Consider the following 26,251-nt stretch of genomic DNA (forward strand, 5'->3'; position numbering starts at 1 on the left):
ACAAAACTGTGCAATTCGCAACCGCAGCAAATCATTTACAGCATCGCCAATCCTGCCTAAAAGGCGGGAACCGAAACTGGAAATGCTTGATGCTTCGACGCCTTTACGACTGGACAATGTCGCTCGCCGCCCGGAAATCCGCCGAAGCGTGGCTGGCCATCATCGCTTTCGTCGAAAGTTCCGTTTTCCTTGTTCCTGCCGACGTTCTTTTCCTGCCGATGGCGCTGGCCCGGCCGGAGCGTGCCTATCGTTATGCGCTGGTGGCGACGATCGCTTCCGTGCTCGGCGGCATTGCCGGCTGGTATATCGGCCACTACGCCTTTGAGGCACTGGCCAAGCCGATCCTGCATTTCTACGGCAAGCTCGACGCCTTCGAGGCGATGAAGGCTTCGGTCGGTTACGAGACGCTGGTGCTTCTTCTGGTGACATCCGGCCTGGCGCATCTGCCGCCGATCAAAGTGGTGACCATTCTGTCCGGTGCCGCCAACATCAATCTCGGCCTGTTCATCGTCTCGGCAATCGTCGCCCGTGGTGCCCGTTTCTTCCTGTTGGCTTGGCTCTTGCAGCGCTACGGCGAGGAAATCCGCGATTTCATCGAAAAGCGCCTCGGTCTTTTGGCCGCAGCCGCCGCCGGCGTGCTGATCGCCATGTTCGCTGCCTACCGTTTCCTTGCCTGACATTCCGCCTGACACCCCTATGGAGCCCGCCGTGAGCGACAGCCAGACCCAGTCCCCCCGCGGCCTTCTGCCGTCCGCGCTCGCCACACTCGGCATGACAGCCACCGTCGGCGGCGCGCTCGCCTTCGAGCATATCGGTGGCTACATTCCCTGCGCGCTCTGCCTTTTGCAGCGCACGCCCTATTACTGGGGCATTCCGATCGGCCTGGTCGCGATTGCCACTTCGGTTCTCAAGTTACCCGTCTGGACGACCCGCGCGCTGCTCGTGGTCGTCGGCATCCTGATGCTGGTGGGTGCAGGAACCGGCGTCTATCACGCTGGCGTCGAATGGCATTTCTGGGAGGGCCCGGCGACCTGCGCAACATCGGCATCCGGCGTGTCCGGCAATGTCGGCGACCTGCTCGGCGACCTCGACAGTAAACATGGCCCATCCTGCACGGATGCGTCCCTGCGCGTGCTCGGTCTTTCCTTTGCCGGATGGAACGTCATCGCCAGCCTGATCCTGGCGGCCATTGCGCTGCGCGGTGCCGCCAAGGCATAAACATCGACGCGGCTGCAAGCGCAGCCGCCGTCTTCACACATATCCGGCCGAAGCCATCAAGGCTGCAGTTCGACATCCCAGTAGAGATAGTCCATCCAGCTGTCGTGCAGATGGTTGGGCGGGAACAGCCGGCCATTGTTGTGCAGGTCCTGCACCGTCGGGTGGAACGGCTTCTGGTGCGGGAACATCCCCGCCAGGCGCGGCATCTTGCCGCCCTTGCGCAGATTGCAGGGCGAACAGGCGGCGACGACATTTTCCCAAGTTGTCTGGCCGCCGCAGCAGCGTGGGATCACGTGGTCGAAGGTCAGATCATCCGGCGATCCGCAATACTGGCACTCGAACCGGTCACGCAGGAACACGTTGAACCGGGTGAAGGCCGGATGGCGGGACGGCTGCACATAGCTTTTCAGGCAGACGACACTCGGCAGGCGCATGGAAAAGCTGGGAGAAGAGACCTGATGATCGTATTCGGCCAGGATATGCACACGGTCTAGAAAAACCGCCTTGATCGCGTCCTGCCAGGACCACAGCGACAAGGGGTAATAACTCAGCGGCCTATAGTCAGCGTTCAGCACGAGCGCTGGGAGGCCGTGTGGTGAGACTGCAATCGTCAAGCCAGTATACTCCTGCTCGATTCGGCACCTGCACCTTCTATATTAGGCCCGTTGCGTCAGGATTGTGAAGCCAAAAGGAAAAAGGAAACAAAAGATTCGCTTTTTGTCTTACGGAGTGGCCGGCGTGCCATCCCGGCGCATTTCAGTGGCATAATAGGCCCAGAACAGACGCGCCGCGACACTGCGCCATGGCGCCCAGAGTTCGGTCAGCATATCAAGCTCGCGCACCGAGGGGCGCATCTCCAGCATCAGCGCATGGCCGACGGCATTTTGCAGCGCCACGTCACCGACCGGGAACACATCGGGATGACCGGCGCAGAACAGCAGATAGACCTCCGCCGTCCAGCGGCCCACCCCCTTTATCGCCGTCATTTCGCGGATCGCAGCACTGCCCTCGATCGAACAGATCGCCTCCAGATCGAGTTCGCCCGCCAGCACCGCAGCGGCGACCCGGCGCAAAGTGTCGGCCTTGGCACGCGACAGGCCGACCAGCCGGCAATCCTCATCGGACATGGCCGTGACGGTGGCCGCATCGATAGCGCCGAGCGCCGTTTCCATGCGGTTCCAGATCGCGGCGGCGCTGGCTTTGGAAACCATTTGCGAGACGATGATGTTGGCGATGCCGCGATAGCCGGGATCCGTGCGGCGCAGCGGCACCGGGCCGGCCTTCGACACGACATGCTCCAGCCGCGCATCGAGCATGACCAGCCCGCTGAGGCCGGCATTGATATCCTCATGCGTGCGGATGATCCGCATTTTTAATCCTCCAGCCCCCGTCGGCATCTGCTTGCGGACGGACAAAACGCATGGCCGGATGCGCGCTTCCGTGCCAAGACGTAAATATGAACAAAACAGCTTCAAAACAACCGGTCTTCCGCTTTGCGCCAAGCCCCAACGGCCAGCTTCATCTTGGGCACGCGCTGTCGGCCATTCTCAACCACGACATGGCAAAAGCCGAGCGCGGACGTTTCCTGCTGCGGATCGAGGATATCGACATTGCCCGCTCGACGCCGGCGTTCGAGGCCGGAATTGTCGCCGATCTCGAATGGCTGGGGCTCGACTGGGAAAAACCGGTGCGGCGGCAATCGGAGCATCTGGACCTCTACCGGCAGGCGCTCGGCACGCTGATCGACCGCGACCTGGTCTACCCGGCATTTTTGACGCGGGGGGCGATCAAGACCACCGTTGGCGAGTTCGAGGCGAAGGGCAAAAGCTGGCCGCGCGATCCCGACGGAGCACCGCTCTACCCCGGCGAGGAACGCAAGCTTTCCGCCGATGCCCGGCAGCGTTTGCTCGCCGGTGGCAAGCCGCATGCCTGGCGGCTTGACATGGCCAAGGCGCTGGTCGAGCTGAAGGAGCCGCTGACATGGCAGGAGACCGGCAGCGGCCCGGATGGTGCCACCGGCGTGATCACGGCCGACCCGGCTGCCTGGGGCGATGTCGTGCTGTCACGCTCCGATGCGCCGTCCAGCTATCATCTGGCGGTGACGGTCGATGATGCGCTTCAGGGTGTCAGCCATGTGGTGCGGGGCAACGATCTCTTCCATGCCACATCGGTGCACCGGCTGCTGCAAAGCCTGCTTGACCTTCCTCAACCGGCCTACCATCATCACCGGCTGATGCTTGGCCCCGACGGCCGCAAGCTGTCGAAGAGCAATCGCGACACCGGCATTTCCGCGTTCCGCGAAGCCGGCAAGACCCCCGGCGATGTACGGGCGATGGTGCTATAGGACTTTTTCCTGGGGGACCTCGGTCTCCCGGGCTGCCAGCTCTGCCTTAACCTCGTCTTCCCGCGGCCCCATGATGTGGCGGATCACCATGCGTTTGACCTTGTATTTCATGATAGCCGCGTTGATCTCGGCACCGATGATGAAGATGACGCCGACGATATAGAGAAAGACCAGTGCGATCATGATCGAGGCGAGACCAGCATAAGTCGAAACGTAATTGGCGAAGGTGGCGAGGTAGGAGGCGAAAACATAGGCGCCGATCGACCAGGCGATGAGCGTCAGAATGATGCCCGGCAGGACATCCATGATCTTGCGGCGCCCGTCCGGCAGCCAGAGATGGCTGACGATGAGGCCGGTGGTCAGCATGACGAAGACGCCGGCAAGGCTCCAGCTGTCGATCATGGTCAGGAGGCCGTTGAACCAGGGCAGATAAGTTCCGGCATAGCGGATGGCGAGCGGCACTGCGACAAGAAGCAGGCTGACGATGGCCAGGACCAGCACCCCGGCAAGGACGAAGGCGAGGCTGGCGACCCGCGTCTTGTACCAGGGCCGGCTTTCGGCCACCCGGTAGGCGCGGTTAAGCGATACCCGCAACGCTTCGACGCCGTTGGAGGCGAAATAGGCTGCCGCCAGAACCGACACGGTGAGCAATCCCCCCCGCGGAATGGTCAACACGCGCACGACTTCATCGGAAATCGGCTTGGCGATCGATTCCGGCCAGGTATCGAAGATGAAATGCACCGCCGTCGTGGCGAATTGATCGGCGCCGAGAAAACTGCCGAGCGCCGTGCCGAAGATCAGGAACGGAAAAATCGCCAGGAGAGTGGAGAGCGCCACATGGCTTGCCATGGCCCAGCCGTCGTCTTCGCTGAAATGCCAGACGGCATCGAAGACGACCTTCCAGGCTATGCGAATGAAGGCCGGCATTCTCTCTCCAATTGTCTCATCATGCTCCCCCGATTGTAACCCGTTCATGAATATGGGAAACCGGGCGACAATTTCTACAGGAAACAACCCATTATGACCGACCGTCCCTCGATAATCGTCACCGGCTGCTCCACGGGTATCGGTGCCTGGTGCGCGCGCGCCCTCTTGAAAGATGGCTGGCGGGTGTTCGCCACCGTCCGGAAAGTGGAAGATCTGGCCGCGCTCGAAAACGACGGCATCGAAGCCTTCCTGATGGACTATACCAAACCGGACACCATATCCAAACTTATCGACGACGTATTTGCCCGCACCGGCGGCAGGCTGGACGCGCTGTTCAACAACGGTGCCTACGGCCAGGCGGGCGCCGTCGAAGACCTGCCGGTGGAAGCGCTGCGGCTACAGATGGAGACCAATGTCATTGGCTGGCACGACCTGACCCGGCGGGTCATCCCGGCGATGCGGGCACAGGGCCACGGACGGATCGTGCAGTGCTCATCCATCCTCGGCATTGTTCCCTATAAATGGCGGGGCGCGTATAACGCTTCGAAATTCGCCCTGGAAGGGCTGACGCTCACCATGCGCATGGAGCTTGAAGGCAGCGGCATCGAAGTGAGCCTGATCGAGCCCGGGCCAATCACCTCGCGCTTCACCGCCAATGCGCTCATCAATATCGAACGCTTCATCGACCTCAAGGGCTCGGTGCACGCTGTGGAATACGAACGGCAGCTAAAGCGGCTGAAGGGCGAGAGCGGCCCGGCAAGAGGCAAGCTTGAGCCCGATGCGGTGTATACTGCGCTGAAACGCGCATTGACCGCGAAGAAGCCGAAGCCGCATTACATCGTGACGCAGCCGGCCAAACACGGTGCGCTTTTGAAGAAACTGCTTCCGGCCGGGCTGTTTTATCGTTTCATCGGCCGCCTCGGCTGAGCTGAAAGGCAAGGGTTAAGTCACATGCATAGTTTTCTCACCGGTTTGACACTGCTCGTCATGGGCCTTGTCGCCATCGTTCTCGTCCGCGGCCTCTTGCACATGGCAAAAGGCGGTGACGGCAATACATCCAACAAGCTGATGCAGGCCCGCGTGTTTCTGCAGGCGGTAGCGATCGTTTTGATCATGCTGACGCTGTGGATCACCGGCGGCGGACGCTGACATATGGTGAAGCTCAACAAGATCTACACCAAGACCGGCGACGACGGCACGACGGGGCTGGCCACCGGCCCGCGCCGCCTGAAGAGCGACCTGCGCGTCGAGGCCTATGGCACGATCGACGAGGCGAACTCCTGCATCGGGCTGGCACGCCAGCATACGCAGGAACTCGCAGCTCTCGATGCGATGCTGATGCGCATCCAGAACGACCTGTTCGACCTCGGCGCCGACCTTTCGACGCCCGATACCGGCGAGACGCTCGCCTATGAGCCGCTGCGGATCATTGCCGCGCAGGTGGCACGGCTTGAGGTCGAGATCGACGCGCTGAACGCCGATCTCGAGCCGCTGCGTTCGTTCGTGCTGCCCGGTGGCAGCGGTGCTGCAGCCACGTTGCACATTGCCCGCACCGTGGCGCGGCGGGCGGAGCGGCTGATGGTGGAGCTCGCCCGGACGGATGGCGAAATCGTCAGCAACGAGGCGCTGGCCTATGTCAACCGTCTGTCCGATTTCCTCTTCGTCGCCGCCCGCTGGAGCAACGGCAAAGGACAATCGGATGTGCTTTGGGTTCCCGGAAAAAACAGGTAAGCTTGACGCTCATCGCCGCTTCGAGGAATCAACGCGCCTATGTTCATACCGCTGCACGACGCGAATTCCCTCAAGCATATCAAGGTCCAGTATGTCACGATCGGCCTGATCGTCATCAACATACTCGTCTGGCTGATCACCGGGCCGCTACTGGTCCCGGAAGACTTCACCAATGCCGCGACGATGGGTCTGGGTTATATTCCGGCCATCGCTTTCGATTATGCGCATCTGGCGCCGAACCTGGTGCTGGTTCCCGATGATGCAACCTACCTCACCTATTCCTTCCTGCATGGCGACTTCTGGCATCTGGCTGGCAACATGCTGTTTCTTTGGGTATTCGGCGACAATGTCGAGGATGCGCTGGGGCATTTCCGCTTCCTGATCTTCTATCTTCTCTGCGCGGCCGCCGGCGCTTTGACGCATGGGCTGATCAACACGGAATCGCAAGCGCCGCTGATCGGCGCATCGGGCGCCATTTCCGGCGTCATCGCTGCCTATTTCCTGCTGCATCCGAAGGTGCGTGTCTGGGTGCTGGTGCTGTTCCGCATTCCGCTGCCGCTGCCCGCCTTCATTCCGCTGGCCTTCTGGATCGGCCAGCAGTTTTTCATGGTGCTCATCGACCCCGAGGGCGACGTGTCGTGGGGTGCCCATGTCGGCGGCATCATTGCCGGATTGATCCTGGTGGTCATTTTGCGACGCCGCGACGTCCCCTTGTTCGACCGCACTATCGTTACACCGCGTGCCGTGCGGCATGTTGAAGCAGCAACGGTAGAGGCACGGCCTGCTGCTGCGGAGACGATCAAGAAACCGACGCCTTGGGGCCGGCCCACCTGACTTTGGCCCAACACTGGCATAACTTCTGTGATAGCCTATTGATATCAGTGCATTAATGGCTCGACCATAATGGCTGGACACCAAGGCTTGGCCTAAGACGATTGCGTTCATCCGATTTAGCATTGACGCGCACGTAAACGTCAGTATTTTTCCGATGGCAATCTTGCGAGGGAGCAATGGGCAAAGATTGTAATTGGAGAAAAAACGCGTATCGATGTCGCCAACCGACAATCAGGCCGCTGCGTTAAAGCGCATTTTCTCGCAAACGTTTCGTAAGGAAGGACATCATGAAAGTTCTGGTCACCGTCAAGCGTGTCGTCGATTACAACGTGAAGATCCGGGTCAAGCCGGATGGATCGGGCGTCGAGCTTGCCAATGTGAAGATGTCGATGAACCCGTTCGACGAGATTTCGGTCGAGGAAGCTTTGCGGCTGAAGGAAGCCGGCAAGGTTGAGGAAGTGGTCGTCGTTTCGGTTGGTCCCGCGAAGGCCGAGGAAACCTTGCGCACGGCGCTTGCCATGGGTGCCGACCGGGCGATCCTGGTCGAGACCGACGACCAAGTCGAGCCGCTCGCCGTCGCCAAGATCATCAAGGGTGTCGCGGAAGCCGAACAGCCCGGCCTGATCATCGTCGGCAAACAGGCGATCGACGATGATTCGAACCAGACCGGCCAGATGTTGTCGGCCTTGCTCGGCTGGGCGCAGGGCACGTTCGCCTCGAAGATCGAGCTTGGCGACGGCAAGGCGCAAGTGACGCGCGAAGTCGATGGCGGGTTGCAGACCATCGAGATCAAGCTGCCAGCCGTTGTTACCACCGACCTGCGTTTGAACGAGCCGCGCTATGCTTCGCTGCCGAACATCATGAAAGCCAAGAAGAAGCCGCTCGACAAGAAGTCGCCAGCCGATTTCGGCGTCGATACGAGCCCGCGCCTGAAGGTTCTGAAGACCGAGGAGCCCTCGGGCCGCAAGGCCGGCATCAAGGTCAAGACCGTCGCCGAACTCGTCGACAAGCTGAAAAACGAAGCCGGCGTTCTCTAACACGTCCAGAAAAGAAAAGGAGACTAACACCATGGCCATTCTTCTTCTGGCTGACCACGACAACGCAACGCTTTCCGACCAGACCGCCAAGACGCTGACGGCGGCATCGAAAATCGGCGGCGACGTGCATGTGCTGGTGGCAGGCAACGGCGCCAAGGCTGCAGCCGATGCTGCCGCAAAACTCACCGGCGTGTCCAAGGTCTTGCTCGCCGAAAGCGACGACCTTGCCAACAATCTGGCTGAACCCTTGGCAGCCCTGATCGTTTCGCTCGCCGGATCCTACGACACCATCATCTCGGCCGCCACCTCGACCGGCAAAAACGTGATGCCGCGCGTCGCGGCCTTGCTCGACATCGCCCAGATCTCCGAAATCACCGAAGTCGTCTCGGCCGATACGTTCAAGCGGCCGATCTATGCCGGCAACGCCATCCAGACGGTGCAGTCGGGCGAGGCCAAAAAAGTCATCACCGTGCGGACGGCCTCCTTCGCCTCGGCTGCCGACGGCGGCTCGGCTTCGGTCGAGACCATTTCGGCAGCGGCCAATCCGGGCCTTTCGACCTTCGTCAAGGACGCGCTATCCTCGTCGGACCGTCCGGAGCTGACATCGGCGAAGATCATCATTTCCGGCGGCCGTGCACTCGGGTCTGCGGAAAAGTTCCAGGAAGTCATCCTGCCGGTGGCCGACAAGCTCGGTGCTGCCGTCGGTGCAAGCCGTGCTGCGGTCGATGCGGGCTATGCCCCGAACGACTGGCAGGTCGGCCAGACCGGCAAGGTGGTTGCGCCGCAGCTCTATATCGCCGTCGGCATTTCCGGTGCCATCCAGCATCTGGCCGGCATGAAGGATTCGAAAGTCATCGTCGCCATCAACAAGGACGAGGAAGCCCCGATCTTCCAGGTCGCCGACTACGGCCTCGTCGGCGATCTCTTCACGATCCTGCCGGAGCTTGAAAAAGCACTCTGAGCCTTAAAGAAAGACATATGCGGCCGCGCACCTCTGCGCGGCCGTTTTCGTTTTAGAAGCAATGTGTTTACTTAACCGACAATGGCTTGCGCCGTGAATAAAGGCTGGAAAAGTGGGCGCGATGCCTTTATCACTGACATGACAATACCCAGCCTTTCTGGGCGCTTTGCTTTTTGCACGAACGGAAGCGCGATCGCCCTTTCGTATGGATGATGGAAAATCGGTTCGATGATCAAGAATGTCGGAATTGTTGGCGCTGGACAAATGGGCTGCGGCATCGCCCAGGTATCGGCTTCGGCCGGCTACAAGGTGCATATCTACGACATTTCGGCCGACCGCGTTGAAGCCGGCCTTGCAACCATCAACGGCAACATGGCACGTCAGGTTTCCTCCGGCAAATTGACCGACGAGGAGCGCAAGAAGGCGCTGTCGCTTATCAAGGGCTCCGCCGACGTCAATGATCTGTCGCCGATGGACCTGGTGATCGAGGCCGCCACGGAAGACGAAAGCGTCAAGCGCAAGATCTACGGCCAGATCTGTCCAGTTCTGAAGGCCGACGCCATTCTCGCCACCAATACATCGTCCTTGTCGATCACGCGGCTCGCATCCGCGACCGACCGGCCGGAACGCTTCATGGGCATCCATTTCATGAACCCCGTGCCGGTGATGAAGCTGGTCGAGCTGGTGCGTGGCATTGCCACTGAGGAAGGCACGTTCGCAACCGCCAAGCAATTCGTCGCCACGCTCGACAAGACGATCACCGTTGCCGAAGATTTTCCGGCCTTCATCGTCAACCGCATCCTGTTGCCGATGATCAACGAGGCGATCTATACGCTGTACGAAGGCGTCGGCAGTGTCGATGCCATCGATACGGCGATGAAGCTCGGCGCCAACCACCCGATGGGTCCGCTGCAGCTCGCCGATTTCATCGGGCTCGACACGTGCCTGTCGATCATGCAGGTGCTGCATGATGGCCTGGCGGATTCGAAATACCGCCCCTGCCCGCTGCTGGTGAAATATGTGGAAGCCGGCTGGCTCGGCCGAAAATCCGGCCGTGGTTTCTATGACTATCGTGGCGAAGTACCTGTTCCGACACGGTAAATACCCGTTCCACTTTTGATAGCTGAGGAGAACGCTCTTGAGCGATCGCGCCAGTTTGGAAGAAATTCGCAGCTTTTATCCCAAGCTGATGGCAGCAGCGAGCAAAAACCGGCGCGGAGGCGCGGTCCGTGCAATCGATCTGGCTCGCCACTGACAAGGCGCCCGACGAAACCGCAGTTGCCATCTACCCCGAAGTCTGGCTGTCGTCGAAGCCCTTGTCGTAGACCACTCCCGACCGCTCTGCGCTCCATCAGCCCGAGGTAGCGGCCTTCACCAATGCCTTGGCATCGTCGCTGTCCCACGCGGCAGGCCCGTTCATCGACGAGATCAGGCAGCCCTTGTCATCCATCAGCAGCGTTACGGGAAGGCCGAACGCAAGGCCTTCCTTTTTCAAAGCGTTGAAAATGCCCATCGACGCATCGCGGTAGTAGCCAAGCTCGTGCACACCGGTCTCGTTCAGGAATGCCGTCGGCTTTTCATCATAGCCGATGTCGATGTTGACGGCGACGACTTCGAATTTGTCGCTGCCCGCCGCTTTCTGCAGCGCGTTCAATGCCGGCATCTCTTCGCGGCAGGGTACGCACCATGTCGCCCAGAGATTGAGGAGGACGGTCTTGCCGCCGAAATCGGCAAGCGTCAGATCCTTGCCGTCCTTGCCCTTGAAGTTCAGGCCCGACAGTTGCCGGGGTTCGCTGACCGGAGCCATGGCGGCGACCTGGCCTTTGAGGAACGGCGTGATGGCCGCGACCTTGTCTTTCGCCGCTTCGCAGGTCTTGGCACCGGCGGTTTCCACCGCCACACCATTGCCAGACCCGCTTTCCCTGACGTATACCGCAGCCGCACCGGCGATCAGCCCTCCGAGGGCAGCGATCATCACCAGTCTGGCAGGCGGAAAGCGTTTTTGTCTGTCGTTTACTTCATTTTCCAAAACGGGTCATTCTCCAGGGCGGGCGTTCTTCATGGCTGACGGCACTTCTGAAACCAAAAGCTCCAACCAGATGTGGGGCGGTCGCTTTGCTCAGGGACCGGCGGCGATCATGGAGGAGATAAATGCCTCGATCGGCTTCGACAAGAAGCTTTTCGCCCAGGATATCCGCGGCTCAATGGCGCATGCCACCATGCTGGCCCATCAAGGCATCATTTCGGCAGCGGATAAAGACAAGATCGTTCACGGTCTCGACACGATCCTGTCAGAGATCGAAAGCGGCCAGTTCGAATTTTCCCGCCAGCTCGAAGACATCCACATGAACGTCGAAGCGCGGCTTGCGGCCCTGATCGGCCCGGCGGCCGGTCGCCTGCACACCGCCCGCTCGCGCAACGACCAGGTGGCGCTCGATTTCCGCCTGTGGGTGAAGGAAGAGCTGCAGAAGTGCGAAAGCATGCTGACAGGCCTGATTGCTGCCTTCCTCGACCGCGCCGAAGAGCATGCAGAAACCGTCATGCCCGGCTTTACCCATCTCCAGACGGCCCAGCCCGTCACCTTCGGCCATCATTGCATGGCCTATGTCGAAATGTTCGGCCGCGACCGGCAGCGGGTGCGTCACGCCATTGAGCATATGGACGAGAGCCCGATCGGGGCTGCCGCCCTTGCCGGCACCGGCTTTCCGATCGATCGCCATATGACCGCCAAGGCGCTCGGTTTCCGCGAACCGACCCGCAATTCGATCGATACGGTCTCCGACCGTGACTTCGCGCTGGAATTCCTTTCGATCGCCTCGATCTGCGCCGTGCACCTGTCGCGGCTGGCCGAAGAGATCGTCATCTGGTCGACGCCGCAATTCGGCTTCGTGCGCCTGTCCGATGCCTTTTCCACCGGCTCCTCGATCATGCCGCAGAAGAAGAACCCGGACGCTGCCGAACTGGTGCGCGCCAAGACCGGCCGTATCAACGGCTCGCTGATCGCGCTTCTAACCGTCATGAAGGGCCTGCCGCTCGCCTATTCCAAGGACATGCAGGAAGACAAGGAACAGGTGTTCGATTCGGCCGAGAGCCTGGAGCTGGCGATTGCCGCAATGACCGGCATGGTTCGCGACATGACGATCCGGGTGGACCGGATGAAGGCCGCAGCCGGTTCCGGTTACTCTACCGCGACCGACCTTGCCGACTGGCTGGTGCGCGAGGCAGGCCTGCCCTTCCGCGACGCCCACCACGTCACCGGACGCGCCGTGGCACTGGCCGAGCAGAAGGCCTGCGAACTGGCCGAACTTTCTCTTGAAGACCTGCAGGCGATCCATCCGGATATCACCGACAAGGTATTCGGCGTGCTGACCGTCGAAGCGTCGGTTGCCAGCCGCACATCCTTCGGCGGCACGGCTCCGAGCGAAGTGCGCAAGCAGATCGCCTGGTGGCGCAGCCGCAATTGAGCATAAGATTCAGGGTGCACAATGCCCTGAAAAGCCGATATGAGTTTTGACGAATTTGCGCAGAAGGGCTGATTGCCCGGACCGGGAACCATCGATGCTGTCACGAAACACCACCATTTTGCTTGCAGCCCTTGCCATTACAGGCCTGACGCTGACCGGTTGCGGCCGCAAGGGCGACCTCGATCGTCCCGGCTCAAGCGCGCCGATCAATACGAAAGCGGCACCCGGCAGCCCCGAAAAACAGGACGAAGCGCAGGGCAAGCCCTTCCTCCTTGATCCCCTCCTGTAACAGAGCACACTCGTGAACCATTTCGAATATCGTGACGGCATTCTGTTTGCGGAAGACGTCTCCGTCATCGACATCGCCAAGGCGGTGGGCACTCCCTTTTATTGCTACTCCACCGCCACGCTGGAACGGCACTATTCGGTCTTTTCCAAAGCGTTTTCCGACATCGACGCGATGGTCTGCTATGCGATGAAGGCGAATTCCAACCAGGCGGTGCTGAAGACGCTTGGGCGTCTGGGCGCCGGTGTCGACGTGGTGTCGGGCGGCGAACTGCGCCGGGCCCTGGCGGCCGGCATTCCCGCCAACCGCATCATGTTTTCCGGCGTCGGCAAGACCGCCGCCGAAATGGACCTGGCTCTGGACGCCGGCATCTACTGCTTCAACGTCGAATCCGAGCCGGAACTGGAAGTGCTCAATGCGCGGGCCGTGCGCGAAGGCAAGAAGGCGCATGTCTCCTTCCGCATCAACCCGGATGTCGACGCCAAGACCCATGCCAAGATTTCGACCGGCAAAAAAGAAAACAAGTTCGGCATCGCCTATGAACGCGCCCGCGCTGTTTATGCCCATGCCGCGACCTTGCCCGGCATTCAGGTCACTGGCATCGACATGCATATCGGCAGCCAGATCACCGAGCTGCAGCCCTTCGCCGATGCCTTCAAGCTGCTGCGCGAACTGGTCGACACGCTGCGTGCCGACGGCCACAGCATCGCTCATGTCGATGTCGGCGGCGGCCTTGGCGTTCCCTACAAGACGGACAATAACCCGCCACCACTGCCCGATGCCTATGCCACGATCGTCAAGGACCAGCTGCGCGAACTCGGCTGCAAGATCATCATGGAGCCAGGCCGGCTGATCGTCGGCAATGCCGGGATCATGGTCACGGAAGTCATCTATGTGAAGGACGGCGGCTCGAAAACCTTCGTCATCGTCGATGGCGCCATGAACGACCTGATCCGCCCGACGCTCTATGAGGCCTATCACGAGATCCAGCCGGTACGCATATCGGCCGCCAACGCGCCGCGCATCAAGGCCGATATCGTCGGCCCTGTCTGCGAGACCGGCGACTACCTGGCGCTCGACCGCGAAATGGCCATGCCAAAGCCCGGAGACCTGATCTCGATCGGCACAGCCGGCGCCTATGGCGCGGTGCAGGCAGGCACCTATAATAGCCGCCTGCTGGTGCCTGAAGTGCTGGTCAAGGGCGATCGCTTCCATGTGATTCGGCCGCGCACGACCTATGAAGACCTGATCGGCCTCGACTCGGTTCCCGACTGGCTCGATTGATTGGAGGCCAGCGGCCGATCTGCCGCTGTTGATAGAACCTCTGCAGGCGGCGAAATCGATCACGATTGCGTTGTCGCCCTCGTCTTCGCCACAAAGAGTGTTATCCTTCACGGCACGTTTCAAACGTTGAAAGGGAACGGATGACGGAAATCCGGCGGGATGGCTCGACGGCGACGGCAGGCTTTATGAGAAGTCTCGCCGTCAAGCGGACGCTTGCGCGCATCGTTCTTATCGCCGAACAGGCAGCACCCCGCGCCCTGCCGCTCATTGCCATCGTTCTGCTGTTTCTCTCCGCCGCATGGTTCGGCTTCTTCCGCGCCGTCCCCGGCTGGCTGCATGTGGCCACCCTTGTTGCCTCTGCCGCTGCCTTCATCGTCTTTCTGATCCCGCTGCTGCGCATCCGCATTCCCGGCGATACCGAAGCCGACCGGATGCTGGAGGAGCGCAACGCCCTGCCGCATCAGGCTATCCGGGTCCAGGACGATCAACCCGCCACCAGCGGCGCCTTCGGCCAGGCGCTATGGCAGGAACACCAGACGCGCATGGCGCGGATGATCGGCACACTGGAAGCCGGCCTGCCGAAACCCGACATTGCCCGCACCGACAGCTACGGCCTGCGCGCCGTTCCGGTGCTGCTTGCCTGCGTTGCCTTTGCCTATTCCTATTCAAACCGCGCGGGCCTGATTTCCGATGCTTTCCACCCGCCGCAGCAGATCGCCGCCACCCCGGATGTCCGCATCGACGCCTGGGTGACCCCACCGGCCTATACCGGCCGCGCGCCGGTTTTCCTGACCGGCCGGCAGGGCACGGCACAGCCCACCGATAGCACTGAAACGCTGCGCATCCCGCAGTTCAGCGAACTGACCGTGCGCATCACCAGCGGCGGTGAGGACACAGCGGTCACTTATCTGGAAAACGGCGCGGCCCAGCCGCTGGTTATCGCGGCACGAGCTGCAAAGCCCGGCAAGGACGGGAAAGCGCCGGCCGAAGCAGCTTCTGCCGATCCGGCAACGCCCGGCAGTGACACGCATGTGCTGAAAATCACCAAGGACGGTTCGCTCTCCGTTGGTGGTGAACAATGGGCCTTCACGGTGATCCCGGACAGCGTTCCGGATATCGCCTTCGACGGAATACCGCGCACCACGGTCAACGCTGCGCTCGAAATTGGTTTTGCAGCCAAGGACGACTACGGCATTCAAGATGCCTGGGCCGAGATCGTCCCTCTGGACAAGCAGGCCACTGACGCGCGGCCGCTTTATCCGCTCCCCGAATACCGCCTCGACCTGCCCAAGCGCAATGCACGCGAGGCCAAGGGGCTGACCAGCCGCAATCTCAGCGAACATCCGCTGTCGGGAAAGCGCGTTCGCGTGACGCTGGTTGCAAAGGATGCGGCCGGTCAGGAAGGCCGCAGCGTGCCGCAGGAGATGATCCTGCCCGCCCGCCCCTTCTTCGAGCCCCTGGCCGGTGCCGTCGCCGAACAGCGCCAGGTGTTTGCGCTCAATGCCAATGACTTGCCACGTGCGATTGAACTCAATGACGCACTGTCGGTGCGGCCGGATGAGACGATCCCGAACCTGACACATTTCCTCCTGCTGCAATCGGCCCGCACCCGCATGGCGCTTTCGCGCAACGACGACATGCTGCGCGATGCGGCGGGCTATCTCTGGGATATCGCGCTGGGCATCGAAGGTGGCGACATGGCGCTGGCCGACAAGCGGCTGCGCGATGCGCAGCAGAAGCTGTCAGAGGCATTGGAAAAAGGTGCTTCCGACGAGGAAATCACCAAGCTGATGCAGGAATTGCGCGATGCCATGAAGGATTACATGGAGGCGCTGGCCAAGCAGGCGGCAAAGAACCCGCAGGTGGCGGCCAATCCGAACCAGAACAACGTTCTGCGTCAGCAGGATCTGGAAAAGATGATGAACCAGATCGAGAACCTCGCCAAATCCGGCGCCAAGGATCAGGCGCGCCAGATGCTGTCGGAAATGCAGCGCATGATGAACAATCTCCAGGCCGGCCGGCCGCAACAGCAGCAGCAGGGCCAGGAGAACAGCGAGATGCGCAAGCAGATGGATAAGCTCGGCCAGCTGATGCAAGAGCAGCAGCGGCTGATGGATGAAACGTTCAAGTTCGACCAGGCCATGCGCGACCGCATGCAGCGTGGCGATCCGCTGGAGGGCGAGGATCAGGAACTGTTTGGTCAGGACATGCCGCCACAGCCCGGCCAGCCGCAAAATGAAGAGGCCCAGCAGCCCGGCCCGCTCGACAACATGACGGCGGAGGAGCTGAAGCAGGCGCTGAAGGACATGCAGGCCCAGCAGGACCAGCTCGGCAAGCAGCTCGGCGAATTGCAGAAGGGCCTTGAAGGCATGGGCATCAAGCCCGGCAAGGGTTTTGGCGAGGCCGGGCGCGAGATGAAAGGCGCTTCAGGCGCACTTGGCAACGGTCAGGGCGAACAGGCCGTCGGCAGCCAGGGCCGGGCGCTACAGGCGCTGCGTGACGGTGCACAGGACATGATGCAGCAGATGCAAAGCCAGGGTCAGGGCCCAGGGCAAGGTCAGGGGGTGCCGCAATACGGCCAGAACGGCCGCGACCCGCTTGGCCGCCGCCAACAGAATGCCGGCCCGGACTTCGGCGATCAGGTGAAGGTTCCGGACGAGATCGACACCCAGCGCGCCCGAGAAATCCTCGACGAAATCCGCCGGCGTCTTGGTACGAACGCATCGCCGGAGACCGAGCGGCAGTATCTGGAACGGTTGCTGGATATAAGGTGAGGCATTATCAGGATCGACGGCTTGTAGCGTAAAGGCATTGACGGCATATGCCGAGCCTTTCCCCCTCTGTCACTCCGTGACATCTCCCCCTCAAGGGGGGAGATCAGTCTTTTCCCTCAGAGGGCAATCAATCTTTTCCCTCGGAAATATCGTCAGTCAGGGGCGCAGAAAGTAAGCGGCCAATCTCCCCCCTTGAGGGGGAGATGTCACGGAGTGACAGAGGGGGGTGCGTTTCCCAGCGAAAATATTCTCTGAAATACACTCAAGCAGCCAATGCCACAGCCACCGCTTTGCGGATATCCGGCAGTGTGAACGGCTTCGACACGACATCGATGACCTTGCCGGTCAGGTTGTCGGCGCGTTCGCGCTGTTCGGCATAGCCGGTCATCAACAGGATTTTCAGGGCCGGAAAGGCGGCCGATGCCTGATGGGCAAGCTCGATGCCGTCCATCACCGGCATGCGGATATCGGACAGCAGCAGATCGAAGTTTTCGACGTGAAGGCAGGCCAGTCCCTCGGCGCCATCGGCTGCCTCGACGGTCTCATGACCATCCAGCTGCAGGGCACGGGCAACGAAACGGCGCAGGCCGTCCTCATCTTCGGTAATCAGGATTTTCGCCATCATGGCCTCCGTTTCGGCAACAGCTCTGCCGGGACGTTTGCTTGAAGGCATCCAGTCCCTGACCCGCAGCACAGGCTGCGGGCTCAACACCACCAGAGTTTTGTTTGTTTTCCGTAAACGCGGATGGCCAGATCAAAGGCTTTCCACAGCCGGATGACTATTCGGCGTCACCGGTGACGATGCCGACGAAGGGCAGTTCGCGGAAGGCATAGGCGACATCCATGCCGTAGCCGACGACGAAATAATCGGGACATTCGAAGCCGACATAATCCGCTTCGAGATCGGTCTGGCGCTTGACCTTCTTGTCGAGCAGAACGGCGATCGTCACCGACTTTGCGCCCCGCTCCAGCATCAGTTCCTTGGCAAAGCGCAGGGTCCGGCCGGATTCCAGGATGTCGTCGATCAAGAGAACGTCGCGGCCGTGCACGTCGCTGTCAATGTCCTTGATGATCTTGACGCCCTGCGACACGGTGCCGGTGCCGTAGCTCGACAGCGTGATGAACTCGACTTCCGGCGCAAGACCGACCGTGTGCATCGCACGGATCAGGTCGGCAGCGAAGATGAAGGAGCCTTTGAGCACGGCAATGACCAAAAGGTCGTTGATCGGTCCCTTGACGATTTGCTCGGCCATTTCGACGTTGCGCGCCGCAATCACCTCGGCGGTATAGAGCGGATCGATATTTTTTCCACGGACGACGGGCATGGGATAGTCTCCAGAACGATAATGGAGACTGCGTTTCATGCCTCCGGAAGCTAGCCGCTTAGCACAGTCAGGGCGCCGAATCACCCGGCTGACCGAAGGAAACGCCGACACTGGGCAGTTTTCCACCTGTGTGTAAGAGACGCGTGGAGAATGGACGGCTCTCTCCGGGGCCAAGAGCCGGCTGGCCCTGCTCGATCCGGGTGGCTGTGCGCCGGTGACCGTTGGCAATCACATCAACCAGGATCACCGGAACGACCTTGGGCACCTCGGAGTGATTTTGCACCGCGCCGTAGACCGAAAGGATCTTCATGCCATTGGCATCATTCAGCGACGTGGTGACGTCGCTGATCGACAAGGCCGGTACAGTGGCAACGGCAGGCTGATACTGGGGCATGCTGGCAAACAAGACGAAGACCGGAGCGCATAGGCACGTCACAAGGACCGCAAACGCCTTGGGGGACGCGGTCTGGAGTAGGCGCTCGAAATGGTTTACCGCCCATCCGAACACCGATGCAACACGGCCTGGGCTCAGCGCAGGCGGAACAGCCGTGCGCGCCCGATTGTCGTTGAAGACCGGATAGACGGTGCGCCGGACGTTCGCTGCGATAGTCTCGAATTCGGCATCGACGATATCGGCGCGATGCGGCATGCCCCCTGCGGCCCTGGCTCGCCCCCGCCGTTCAGGCGGCAGGAAATCCATGCGGCTGGACGTACCGTTGGAACGGAAAGCGGTCATCGTCTCTCCTTCGCAGCCACACTGGCCGCACCAGGATGCAAAGGCATCGGCAGGCCAGATTCTGGCATTGAAACAAACCTTTTCGAGACGTAAACCTAAATGGTTAACGCTTCGAAAACGGCAGCACCGAACCGCCTGTTTTCACGCAAATTTAACCACTGTTTAACCATGTTGGCGCTGTAACAGCGAACGCTGCGCTATATGCTGCAACAAAGGCCATCAACCCGCCGCGAAGACGTGGCATGCTGGATTGAAGAGAAGCTGGACACTGACCCGTTGATTCATTTTGAAAATGTCGGATTGCGCTATGGAATGGGCCCGGAAATTCTCCGTGACCTGACCTTCGACATTCCCAAGAAATCGTTCCAGTTCCTGACCGGCCCTTCGGGTGCCGGCAAGACCACGCTGTTGCGGCTGCTGTTCTTGTCGCTGCAGCCGACCCGCGGCCTGATCCGCATGTTCGACCGCAACATCTCGACCATTCCGCGCGACGAGTTTCCGATGCTGCGCCGCCGTGTCGGCATCGTCTTCCAGGACTTCCGGCTGCTTGATCACCTGACAACCTACGAGAATGTCGCGCTGCCCCTGCGGGTGCGCGGCAAGGACGAGTCCTCCTATCGTTCCGATGTTCTTGAACTGCTTGGCTGGGTCGGGCTCGGCGAGCGCATCAACGTTTTGCCACCGGTTCTTTCAGGGGGCGAAAAGCAGCGTGCGGCAATCGCCCGCGCCCTGATCGACCGGCCGGAAATCCTGCTGGCCGACGAGCCGACGGGCAATGTCGATCCGCCGATGGCGCGGCGCCTGCTCAACCTGTTCCTCGAACTCAACCGGCTCGGCACCGCTGTCGTTATCGCAACGCACGATCTCTCGCTGATGGACCAGGTGGAAGCGCGCCGCATGATCCTGTCCCAGGGACGGCTCGATATCTATGAGTGACGCCTCCGCCACCAGTCGTTCCCAGCCTGCTGCGCCCAAGGAGCGCAAGGCGGCCCTACGCGTGCGCCCGACAGCACCGATCGTGCCGCCGGGAAACGTCTCCGGCAATGCGCTGGTGCTGGTCATCGCCATCATGGCCTTCCTCGCCTGCCTGACGCTCGGCGCCGTCAGCATGGTGCGCTCGACGGCGCAAAGCTGGGAAAGTCAGATTTCCCGCGAGATCACCATCCAAATCAAGCCCGACGAAAACCTCGACATGGAAAAGGCGCTGGCCGATGCGCGCGATCTGGCGCTCACCTTTGAGGGCACCACCAACGGCACCATCGTCGATAAGGCCGCGACCGCCCGGCTGCTGGAGCCATGGCTGGGAGCGGGCCTTGATCTCGATGACCTGCCGGTGCCGCGCCTCGTGATCATCACCATCGACGAGCAGAACCCCCCCGACTTCGCCGCCATGCGAACGATGTTGACCGAAACCATCCCCCAGGCCTATCTCGACGATCACCGCACCTGGGTCGACCGGCTGGTGGCGATGGCGCATACCACAGCGCTGATCGGCACCGGCGTGCTGGTGCTGGTGTTTTCCGCCATGGTGCTGACCGTGGTTTTTGCCACCCGCGGAACGCTTTCCGGCAACCGTCACATCGTCGAGGTGCTGCATTTCGTCGGCGCCGAAGCTGGCTTCGTCGCTTCGGAATTCCAGAAACATTTTTTGAAGATCAGCCTGAAAGGTGCCGGTGCCGGCGGGCTTCTGGCTGCCGCGTGTTTTGCGGTCGCGAGCTTCTGGCAATCGCGCTCGCTGGCCACGCCGCAAAGCGACCAGACGACCGCCATGTTCGGCAGTTTCTCCATCGGATATTCCGGCTATCTCGGCATTGCCGCCATCATGATCGTCATCGCGCTCCTGACGACGCTGACGGCCCGCTTCACGGTGATGCGGACGATCTACGAGATCGATCTGATCCGGTCGGATCCGGCCCGCATCGACGGAAACCAGACCTGATTGTCATGATTGCGTTGCCTTGCATCCATCCGTTGCCGCAATCTGCCTCTATTGAGGAGTTCGAATCACTCCTGCGCCTGATGGAGCAGCCGGAACGGCAATGAGCGAAAGCGGCGAAACACGGCAGAGGGGAACGCTGGTGCGGCGGCACGTAAGCCTGCGCCGCCGGATCGTGCGGCTGACATTTTACGTGCTTCTGCTGTTTGCCGCCGCCGCCGCTGCCGGCTTTCTTTATTTTGCTGATTCCGTTGCCTCTCTTCAGCCGCCTGCCAATCCCAAGGCGGACGCCATCGTTGTGCTGACCGGCGGTTTCCAGCGGATCGACCAGGCTGTCGATCTGTTAAAAAACGGCGCGGGAAAACGGCTGCTGATCTCCGGCGTCCACCCTTCCACCACCGGCGGCCAGATTCGCCGCAACACCCAGAGTTCGGCTGATCTGTTCAAATGCTGCGTCGATATCGGTCATGATGCGATCGACACGATCGGCAATGCCAACGAGACCGCCAACTGGATCCGCGACAACGGTTATCGCAGCATTCTGGTCGTCACCAATAATTACCACATGCCGCGCAGCCTGCTCGAATTGCGCCGGGCCAATCCGGAAATCGAGTTCATCGCCTATCCCGTCGTCAATTCCGATCTGAAGAGCACCAACTGGCTGGCCAATCCGATCGTGCTGAAGACGATCCTGCTGGAATATCTCAAGCTGACGATCGCTTCTGCGCGCGACGCGCTCGGCGCGCATCCGGCGAGCGGATTGCGCACCGAAACGAAGGTTGGCGGCAGCAGCGGGTAGACATCCTGCTTGATCAGGCCATCCAGCTGTTTTCCTTGCGGGAATATTGGTGTAGGCAGCGGGCTAACCTTTTCGCTGCGAAAGCCTGCCCGATGATCATCCTGCGTTCAGTCCTGTTCAACATCGTGTTCTACATCAACCTGATCCTTCAGATGGTCGTGATGACGCCGTTCTACTTCCTGGCGCCGCGCAAGACCTCGTGGTTCGTTCCGAAGAACTGGGCGCGCAGCAATCATTGGCTGCTCCGGGTGATGGTCGGCACGACGTTCGAGATCGAGGGCCTGGAGAACATCCCCAAGGGCGGCTACATCTTTGCGCCCAAGCACCAGTCGTTCTGGGATGTCTACGCCTTGCTGCCGTGGCTGGCGGACCCCTTCTTCATCCTCAAGCGCGAACTCGTCTGGATCCCGCTGTTTGGCTGGTATGTGCAGAAACAGCGCATGGTTCCGGTCGATCGGGGTGCACGCGGCAAGGTGATGGCGGCAGTGATGCAGCGTGCCAAGGATGAACTGGCAACCGGCCGGCAGTTGATCATCTATCCGGAAGGCACGCGCCGTCCGCCCGGTGCGCCCCCCGAATACAAATACGGTATTGCAAGGCTCTACCGCGATCTCAATATGCCGGTGATCCCCGTCGTCATGCATCCGGGCCTGTTCTGGCCGCGCCGGAAGTTCCTGCGCTATCCCGGCCATTTCAAGGTACAGATCCTGCCGCCGATCGAGGCCGGGCTCGACCCGGACGTCTTCCTGAAAAAGCTGGTCGATGTCATGGAAAGCGCCAGCGATGCGCTGCTGGCCGAGACGGTGAGGAACAATCCGCATGTGCCGCTGCCGCCGACGGTCGTCCAGCGTTTGAAAGAGCTCAAGGAGCTCGGGGCTCAAGCCTAAAATTTCGTTCTTTCGACGATTGCAGCCACGTCTTCCAGCCAATCATCGCGAATGCCCATCTCTTTCAGGTGGGCGAGCGTATTCATGACATACTCGGTATTCGGCCCTGATTTTCCATGGGACACGGCGACGGTGGCAGCGGCCTCCGCGGCGCTCAGCGCTCCGGCATATTGCGCGTGGGCTCGATCGATCGTGTAGGTGAGCGCGGCGACGCGGCGGCCGTCGGCAAGCAGGATGGGCATCGTACGCTCGATATAGACATGGGTGACCAGTTCGCGTTCACGCAAGTAGCCGATAACGTCGTCCTTGTCCCTCAAGGCCACCTTGAACGCCATGCCGCGACAGGAGCCGCCATGGTCGAGACCAAGCACGAGGCCGGGACGTTCCGGCGTTCCCCGATGGACGAAGGAGCGGACGCAGAGCGAGCGCCGGTAGCCGAAAGCCCGCGCCGTCATCTTGTCTTCGAAGGCAAAGCCTGGGTTCCACATCAGCGAACCGTAGCCAAACACCCAAAAATCGTCCATATCCACTGCCATTCACATCCATGCCATCCCGGCGCCACAAAACGGGGCCAGGAGCGGCGTACAGACCACTCGGGTGCTTTCCTAGCGCATCTGCCCGGCAATCGGAATCGATTTCCTGCACGATTTTTGGAGCGCATGCGACCGTGGACTGCCCGATCGACTGACCCCGGAGTAGACCATGACCGCAACAGATATCGCCGCTCCCTCCGCCGGCAACCGGAAAATCAGACGCCTGGCGATCGGTGTCGTGCTGTTCCTCATTGTCTATTCCGGTGCATGGTTCATCGCAGCCCACCAGATCGAGACGCGGCTGGGGGCTTTCCTGACCGAGAGGAAGACGGGCGGTTCTTCAGCGGAGTGCGACGCCCTGAACGTGCGCGGCTTTCCCTTCCGCATCGGCCTGTTCTGCAATAGCGTACGTCTTGACGACATGACGCGCGGGGCATCGGCATCCTTCGGCGCGCTGCGCTCGGCAGCACAAGTCTATAGGCCCGGTCATGCGATCATCGAGCTCGACGGCCCGGCGGAAATCCGCTTCTCGCCCGGCATGACCGTCTCTGCAGACTGGGAACTGATGCATGCCAGCGTACAGGCAACGCTGTCGGGCCTCGATCGCACCTCGCTGACCTATGACAAGCTGGCCGGCACGGCGATGCTGCCCGCCTTCGAGGACGATGCCGCACCGGGTGACACGCATAAATTCATCTTCAATGCCGGACATGGCGAGGCGCATTTCCGCCAGAACGGCCCCGATCTCGATGCGGCTCTCAGCATCGACAAGTTCGATTTAAAGCTCGATGCCGGATTGAGCCTGCTGCCGCCCGTCAACGCCAGCGCCGACATGACCTTCGTCGATCGCGCCAATTTGATGCAGCGGGGCGGATGGAAGCCGGATGCCCTGCGGGGCAGCAAGGGCGAGATGCGCAACCTGACGCTCGATCTCGGCAATGGCATGGTGACATCAGCGACCGGCCCGTTCAGCGTCAACGACCAAGGCCTGATCTCGGGAGAGTTCAGCGTCACCATGCAGAATATCGAAGGCTGGCGCCAGAACCTCGTCAAGGTTTTTCCCGACGAGGATGGCACCGTCATGGTCAACAATATCGCCAATATGCTGACGGCACTGGCCGACGGCAAGAACGAGGCGACCGTGAAGCTCAACGTCCGCGACGGGATCGCGTTTCTGGCGTTCTTTCCGATTGGGAAACTGCCGCAGCTTTGAGGCCGTCAACGACGGTAATTGAATACCCCTAACACACTTCCTCCAACGCACTTGTAATGTTCACGGGAAAGATCTTCGTGAGTGCGCGAGCACCTCGCGGTACGTTGCAAAAAATGCAAACTGATAACCCTATTATTACGTGTGCAACACGCTGAGGATGAAGCATTTGGAACAGTATTATTTCTGGACGGTATGGGAATGGGGAAAGTCTCTACTCGCAATCCTCGGCCTTACAGGACTGTCCGTTACGTTGGTCGTTGGCGCAACGTTCGCGGTCTTTAAATTTCTAGGCGAAAAGTGGATCAGTCAAAGGTTTGCTGAACAACTGGAGGCCTACAAGTCGGAGCAGGTACGCGAATTGGAACGACTGCGCCACAAGATTAACGGTGTTTTTGATAGAACAAAACGGTTGCACGACCGAGAATTTGAGTTGTTACCTGACGTTTGGGCGAAACTGGTAGACGCGAGGAGCGAGGCGGGTGGTTATCTTGCAGCATTTCAGCAATATGCCAACGTGGATACTATGGATGTCGAGAGGCTTAGCGAGTTCCTCAACCGCACGCAGTTCTCCGAAGCCCAAAAAAAGGACATTAAGAACGCGACGGATAAACATAAAACATACGTCTCTATTCTTGAGCGCTACCGATATTCAGATGTTATGGACAAATTAAGAGAAGCTAACTCTGGCTTGAGTAAAAATGGCATTTTCCTGCAGCCAGCTCTTCGAGAGCAGTTCAAAAAGATGATCGACCTATTACACGCAGCCGTCATCGAACATCAAGCCAACCAAGAATACAACGTTCATCCTTGGATTAGGGACGGAGCCACCAAGCTTAAGAATGAAGGCGAACCGCTGTTCAAGGAGATCGAAGAATCTGTTGCCGCGAGGTTATGGGACTCGACGACAACCGAAGTCTAGCGCCACTTTCGTCCCCAGCACTTTGGACTATTTTCAGGCGATGGCATAGCTTGCGCATTCGATGACACGACTCTTCGCACCCGGCTTCATGCCGCAACGCGCCCGCCTACTTCTGATCCATCGCATGCCGGCCGAAATCGGCCATATCGGTATCCTGGCCAGCCTGGACGATTGACCGGCGGATGGCGCGGGTGCGGGTGAAGAGGTCGAACAGCTTGTCACCGTCGCCCCAGCGGATCGCCCGTTGCAGATAGGCTAGATCCTCGGAAAAGCGCGACAGCATTTCCAGGATCGCATCCTTGTTGTGCAGGCAGACATCGCGCCACATGGTCGGGTCGGACGCCGCAAGACGGGTAAAATCGCGGAAACCCGAGGCCGAATATTTGATCACTTCCGATTCGGTCACGGCTTCCAGATCGTCCGCCGTGCCGACAATGTTATAGGCGATGATGTGCGGCAGGTGGGAGACGATCGCCAGAACCTTGTCGTGGTGTTCCGGGTCCATGTCATCGACCATCGAGCCCAGCGTTTCCCAGAAGGTGCGCAGCTTGGACTTGGCCGTTTCATCGGTATCCGGCAGTGGCGTCAGGATGCACCAGCGGCCCTTGAACAGGCCGATGAAGCCGGCATCCGGGCCGGAATATTCGGTACCGGCGATCGGGTGGCCGGGAATGAAATGCACGCCCGGCGGCATATGCGGCGCCATCTGGGCAATCACCGAGCCCTTGGTCGAGCCGACGTCGGTGACGATCGTACCCGGCTTCAGATGAGGCGCGATCTCGGCCGCGACAGCGCCGGATGCACCGACCGGCACCGAAACGATGACCAGATCGGCATCCTTGACCGCATCGGCGGCCGATATCGTATAGCGGTCGCCGAGATTCAGTGCCTCTGCCCGCTTCAACGTTGCTTCACTGCGCGTCGAGATCGTCACCGACCCGGCAAGGCCCTTGTCCTTTATCTCGCGGGCGATCGACGAGCCGATCAGGCCGATGCCGATCAGCGCGATGGTTTCGAACTGCTTTGCCATCACGCCACCTGAC

Annotated in this window: 29 protein-coding genes; 20 read left to right on the forward strand and 9 right to left on the reverse strand. The window is 60.5% G+C overall.

All coding sequences use genetic code 11. The features are described 5' to 3' along the window. Nucleotides 1–89: 89 nt before the first annotated feature. The gene (locus tag ACP7BS_RS15800; protein WP_426229516.1) at nt 90–677 is read left to right on the forward strand and encodes a YqaA family protein; all 588 of its coding nucleotides are present in this window, start codon (nt 90–92) and stop codon (nt 675–677) included. A gap of 31 nt (nt 678–708) precedes the next feature. Beyond that, nucleotides 709–1,218, forward strand: a complete 510-nt coding sequence (locus tag ACP7BS_RS15805) for a disulfide bond formation protein B (RefSeq protein WP_426238874.1) — start codon at nt 709–711, stop codon at nt 1,216–1,218. A gap of 56 nt (nt 1,219–1,274) precedes the next feature. Here ACP7BS_RS15805 and ACP7BS_RS15810 read toward each other — a convergent pair whose 3' ends face one another. Continuing rightward, nucleotides 1,275–1,832, reverse strand: coding sequence for an HNH endonuclease (locus ACP7BS_RS15810; RefSeq protein WP_426131542.1), 558 nt, complete (start codon nt 1,830–1,832; stop codon nt 1,275–1,277). A gap of 108 nt (nt 1,833–1,940) precedes the next feature. Next, nucleotides 1,941–2,588 carry a DNA-3-methyladenine glycosylase family protein gene (locus ACP7BS_RS15815; protein WP_426238875.1) on the reverse strand — a complete coding sequence of 216 codons (648 nt, stop codon included), beginning with the start codon at nt 2,586–2,588 and terminating at the stop codon, nt 1,941–1,943. Nucleotides 2,589–2,674: 86 nt separating this feature from the next. On the opposite strand from ACP7BS_RS15815, the gene gluQRS reads away from it, so the two are divergent. Continuing rightward, nucleotides 2,675–3,562 carry a tRNA glutamyl-Q(34) synthetase GluQRS gene (gene gluQRS, locus ACP7BS_RS15820; protein ID WP_426238876.1) on the forward strand — a complete coding sequence of 296 codons (888 nt, stop codon included), beginning with the start codon at nt 2,675–2,677 and terminating at the stop codon, nt 3,560–3,562. Here the strand turns inward: gluQRS and ACP7BS_RS15825 are convergent. Beyond that, nucleotides 3,557–4,489: a YihY/virulence factor BrkB family protein gene (locus ACP7BS_RS15825; protein WP_426229521.1), complete on the reverse strand. Its 933-nt coding sequence runs from the start codon at nt 4,487–4,489 to the stop codon at nt 3,557–3,559. The two genes, gluQRS and ACP7BS_RS15825, sit on opposite strands and share 6 nt — an antisense overlap. Before the next feature lie 93 nt (nt 4,490–4,582). Here ACP7BS_RS15825 and ACP7BS_RS15830 point away from each other — a divergent pair, with 93 nt between their 5' ends. The 7 genes from ACP7BS_RS15830 (at nt 4,583) to ACP7BS_RS15860 (ending at nt 10,153) form a co-directional block, all read left to right on the forward strand. Then, entirely contained in the window at nt 4,583–5,416 is an 834-nt protein-coding gene (locus tag ACP7BS_RS15830) for an SDR family oxidoreductase (RefSeq protein WP_426238877.1), read from the forward strand. A gap of 24 nt (nt 5,417–5,440) precedes the next feature. Continuing rightward, nucleotides 5,441–5,638 (forward strand): twin transmembrane helix small protein, encoded by a 198-nt coding sequence (locus ACP7BS_RS15835; RefSeq protein ID WP_113246998.1) that lies wholly within the window; start codon nt 5,441–5,443, stop codon nt 5,636–5,638. Nucleotides 5,639–5,641: 3 nt separating this feature from the next. Beyond that, nucleotides 5,642–6,220, forward strand: coding sequence for a cob(I)yrinic acid a,c-diamide adenosyltransferase (locus ACP7BS_RS15840; RefSeq protein WP_426238878.1), 579 nt, complete (start codon nt 5,642–5,644; stop codon nt 6,218–6,220). Nucleotides 6,221–6,259: 39 nt separating this feature from the next. Further along, entirely contained in the window at nt 6,260–7,054 is a 795-nt protein-coding gene (locus tag ACP7BS_RS15845; RefSeq protein WP_426238879.1) for a rhomboid family intramembrane serine protease, read from the forward strand. A 287-nt stretch (nt 7,055–7,341) separates the two neighbouring features. Further along, complete coding sequence (locus tag ACP7BS_RS15850) at nt 7,342–8,091, forward strand: electron transfer flavoprotein subunit beta/FixA family protein (RefSeq protein ID WP_426238880.1); 750 nt, start codon at nt 7,342–7,344, stop codon at nt 8,089–8,091. Between the two features lie 31 nt (nt 8,092–8,122). Further along, nucleotides 8,123–9,052, forward strand: a complete 930-nt coding sequence (locus ACP7BS_RS15855; RefSeq protein WP_426229527.1) for an electron transfer flavoprotein subunit alpha/FixB family protein — start codon at nt 8,123–8,125, stop codon at nt 9,050–9,052. A gap of 228 nt (nt 9,053–9,280) precedes the next feature. Continuing rightward, nucleotides 9,281–10,153, forward strand: a complete 873-nt coding sequence (locus ACP7BS_RS15860; RefSeq protein ID WP_318414004.1) for a 3-hydroxybutyryl-CoA dehydrogenase — start codon at nt 9,281–9,283, stop codon at nt 10,151–10,153. A 250-nt stretch (nt 10,154–10,403) separates the two neighbouring features. On the opposite strand, the gene tlpA is transcribed toward ACP7BS_RS15860, so the two are convergent. After that, a complete protein-coding gene (tlpA, locus tag ACP7BS_RS15865) occupies nt 10,404–11,081 on the reverse strand; it encodes a thiol:disulfide interchange protein TlpA (RefSeq protein WP_426238881.1) in 678 nt (225 codons plus the stop codon). A gap of 31 nt (nt 11,082–11,112) precedes the next feature. Here tlpA and argH point away from each other — a divergent pair, with 31 nt between their 5' ends. The 4 genes from argH to ACP7BS_RS15885 all read left to right on the forward strand — a co-directional run bounded on the left by argH (nt 11,113) and on the right by ACP7BS_RS15885 (nt 16,860). Then, nucleotides 11,113–12,516, forward strand: coding sequence for an argininosuccinate lyase (gene argH, locus ACP7BS_RS15870; RefSeq protein WP_426238882.1), 1,404 nt, complete (start codon nt 11,113–11,115; stop codon nt 12,514–12,516). Between the two features lie 94 nt (nt 12,517–12,610). Further along, complete coding sequence (lptM, locus tag ACP7BS_RS15875) at nt 12,611–12,805, forward strand: LPS translocon maturation chaperone LptM (RefSeq protein WP_426229532.1); 195 nt, start codon at nt 12,611–12,613, stop codon at nt 12,803–12,805. A 12-nt stretch (nt 12,806–12,817) separates the two neighbouring features. Next, nucleotides 12,818–14,086 (forward strand): diaminopimelate decarboxylase, encoded by a 1,269-nt coding sequence (lysA, locus tag ACP7BS_RS15880; protein ID WP_426238883.1) that lies wholly within the window; start codon nt 12,818–12,820, stop codon nt 14,084–14,086. A 140-nt stretch (nt 14,087–14,226) separates the two neighbouring features. Beyond that, the gene (locus tag ACP7BS_RS15885; RefSeq protein WP_426238884.1) at nt 14,227–16,860 is read left to right on the forward strand and encodes a TIGR02302 family protein; all 2,634 of its coding nucleotides are present in this window, start codon (nt 14,227–14,229) and stop codon (nt 16,858–16,860) included. Between the two features lie 262 nt (nt 16,861–17,122). Here the strand turns inward: ACP7BS_RS15885 and ACP7BS_RS15890 are convergent, their stop codons facing one another. From ACP7BS_RS15890 to ACP7BS_RS15900, 3 genes are all read right to left on the reverse strand, one after another. Then, nucleotides 17,123–17,482, reverse strand: a complete 360-nt coding sequence (locus tag ACP7BS_RS15890) for a response regulator (protein WP_426238885.1) — start codon at nt 17,480–17,482, stop codon at nt 17,123–17,125. 157 nt (nt 17,483–17,639) lie between these two features. After that, the gene (gene hpt / locus ACP7BS_RS15895; protein WP_113315266.1) at nt 17,640–18,185 is read right to left on the reverse strand and encodes a hypoxanthine phosphoribosyltransferase; all 546 of its coding nucleotides are present in this window, start codon (nt 18,183–18,185) and stop codon (nt 17,640–17,642) included. Nucleotides 18,186–18,252: 67 nt separating this feature from the next. Further along, on the reverse strand, nt 18,253–18,921 hold the full coding sequence (locus ACP7BS_RS15900) for a hypothetical protein (protein ID WP_426238886.1): 669 nt from the start codon (nt 18,919–18,921) through the stop codon (nt 18,253–18,255). 276 nt (nt 18,922–19,197) lie between these two features. Between ACP7BS_RS15900 and ftsE the strand changes: the two genes are divergently transcribed. From ftsE to ACP7BS_RS15920, 4 genes are all read left to right on the forward strand, one after another. Then, the gene (ftsE, locus tag ACP7BS_RS15905) at nt 19,198–19,857 is read left to right on the forward strand and encodes a cell division ATP-binding protein FtsE (RefSeq protein ID WP_037100430.1); all 660 of its coding nucleotides are present in this window, start codon (nt 19,198–19,200) and stop codon (nt 19,855–19,857) included. Further along, a complete protein-coding gene (locus ACP7BS_RS15910) occupies nt 19,850–20,860 on the forward strand; it encodes a cell division protein FtsX (RefSeq protein ID WP_426238887.1) in 1,011 nt (336 codons plus the stop codon). The genes ftsE and ACP7BS_RS15910 overlap by 8 nt, the downstream gene beginning before the upstream one ends. Before the next feature lie 100 nt (nt 20,861–20,960). Next, nucleotides 20,961–21,656: a YdcF family protein gene (locus ACP7BS_RS15915; RefSeq protein WP_426238888.1), complete on the forward strand. Its 696-nt coding sequence runs from the start codon at nt 20,961–20,963 to the stop codon at nt 21,654–21,656. A 92-nt stretch (nt 21,657–21,748) separates the two neighbouring features. Beyond that, complete coding sequence (locus ACP7BS_RS15920; RefSeq protein WP_426238889.1) at nt 21,749–22,543, forward strand: lysophospholipid acyltransferase family protein; 795 nt, start codon at nt 21,749–21,751, stop codon at nt 22,541–22,543. Here the strand turns inward: ACP7BS_RS15920 and ACP7BS_RS15925 are convergent. Beyond that, nucleotides 22,540–23,079 (reverse strand): gamma-glutamylcyclotransferase, encoded by a 540-nt coding sequence (locus ACP7BS_RS15925; RefSeq protein WP_426238890.1) that lies wholly within the window; start codon nt 23,077–23,079, stop codon nt 22,540–22,542. The genes ACP7BS_RS15920 and ACP7BS_RS15925 overlap by 4 nt on opposite strands. 166 nt (nt 23,080–23,245) lie before the next feature. On the opposite strand from ACP7BS_RS15925, the gene ACP7BS_RS15930 reads away from it, so the two are divergent. Both ACP7BS_RS15930 and ACP7BS_RS15935 read left to right on the forward strand, forming a co-directional pair. Then, a complete protein-coding gene (locus ACP7BS_RS15930; RefSeq protein ID WP_426238891.1) occupies nt 23,246–24,289 on the forward strand; it encodes a DUF2125 domain-containing protein in 1,044 nt (347 codons plus the stop codon). A gap of 166 nt (nt 24,290–24,455) precedes the next feature. Continuing rightward, nucleotides 24,456–25,208 (forward strand): hypothetical protein, encoded by a 753-nt coding sequence (locus ACP7BS_RS15935; protein WP_426238892.1) that lies wholly within the window; start codon nt 24,456–24,458, stop codon nt 25,206–25,208. Between the two features lie 106 nt (nt 25,209–25,314). Here ACP7BS_RS15935 and ACP7BS_RS15940 read toward each other — a convergent pair whose 3' ends face one another. Continuing rightward, the gene (locus ACP7BS_RS15940) at nt 25,315–26,241 is read right to left on the reverse strand and encodes a prephenate/arogenate dehydrogenase family protein (protein WP_426239035.1); all 927 of its coding nucleotides are present in this window, start codon (nt 26,239–26,241) and stop codon (nt 25,315–25,317) included. Between the last annotated feature and the right edge of the window lie 10 nt (nt 26,242–26,251).

The sequence above is a fragment of the Pararhizobium sp. DWP1-1-3 genome, from assembly GCF_049896125.1.
Lineage (GTDB): Bacteria > Pseudomonadota > Alphaproteobacteria > Rhizobiales > Rhizobiaceae > Pararhizobium.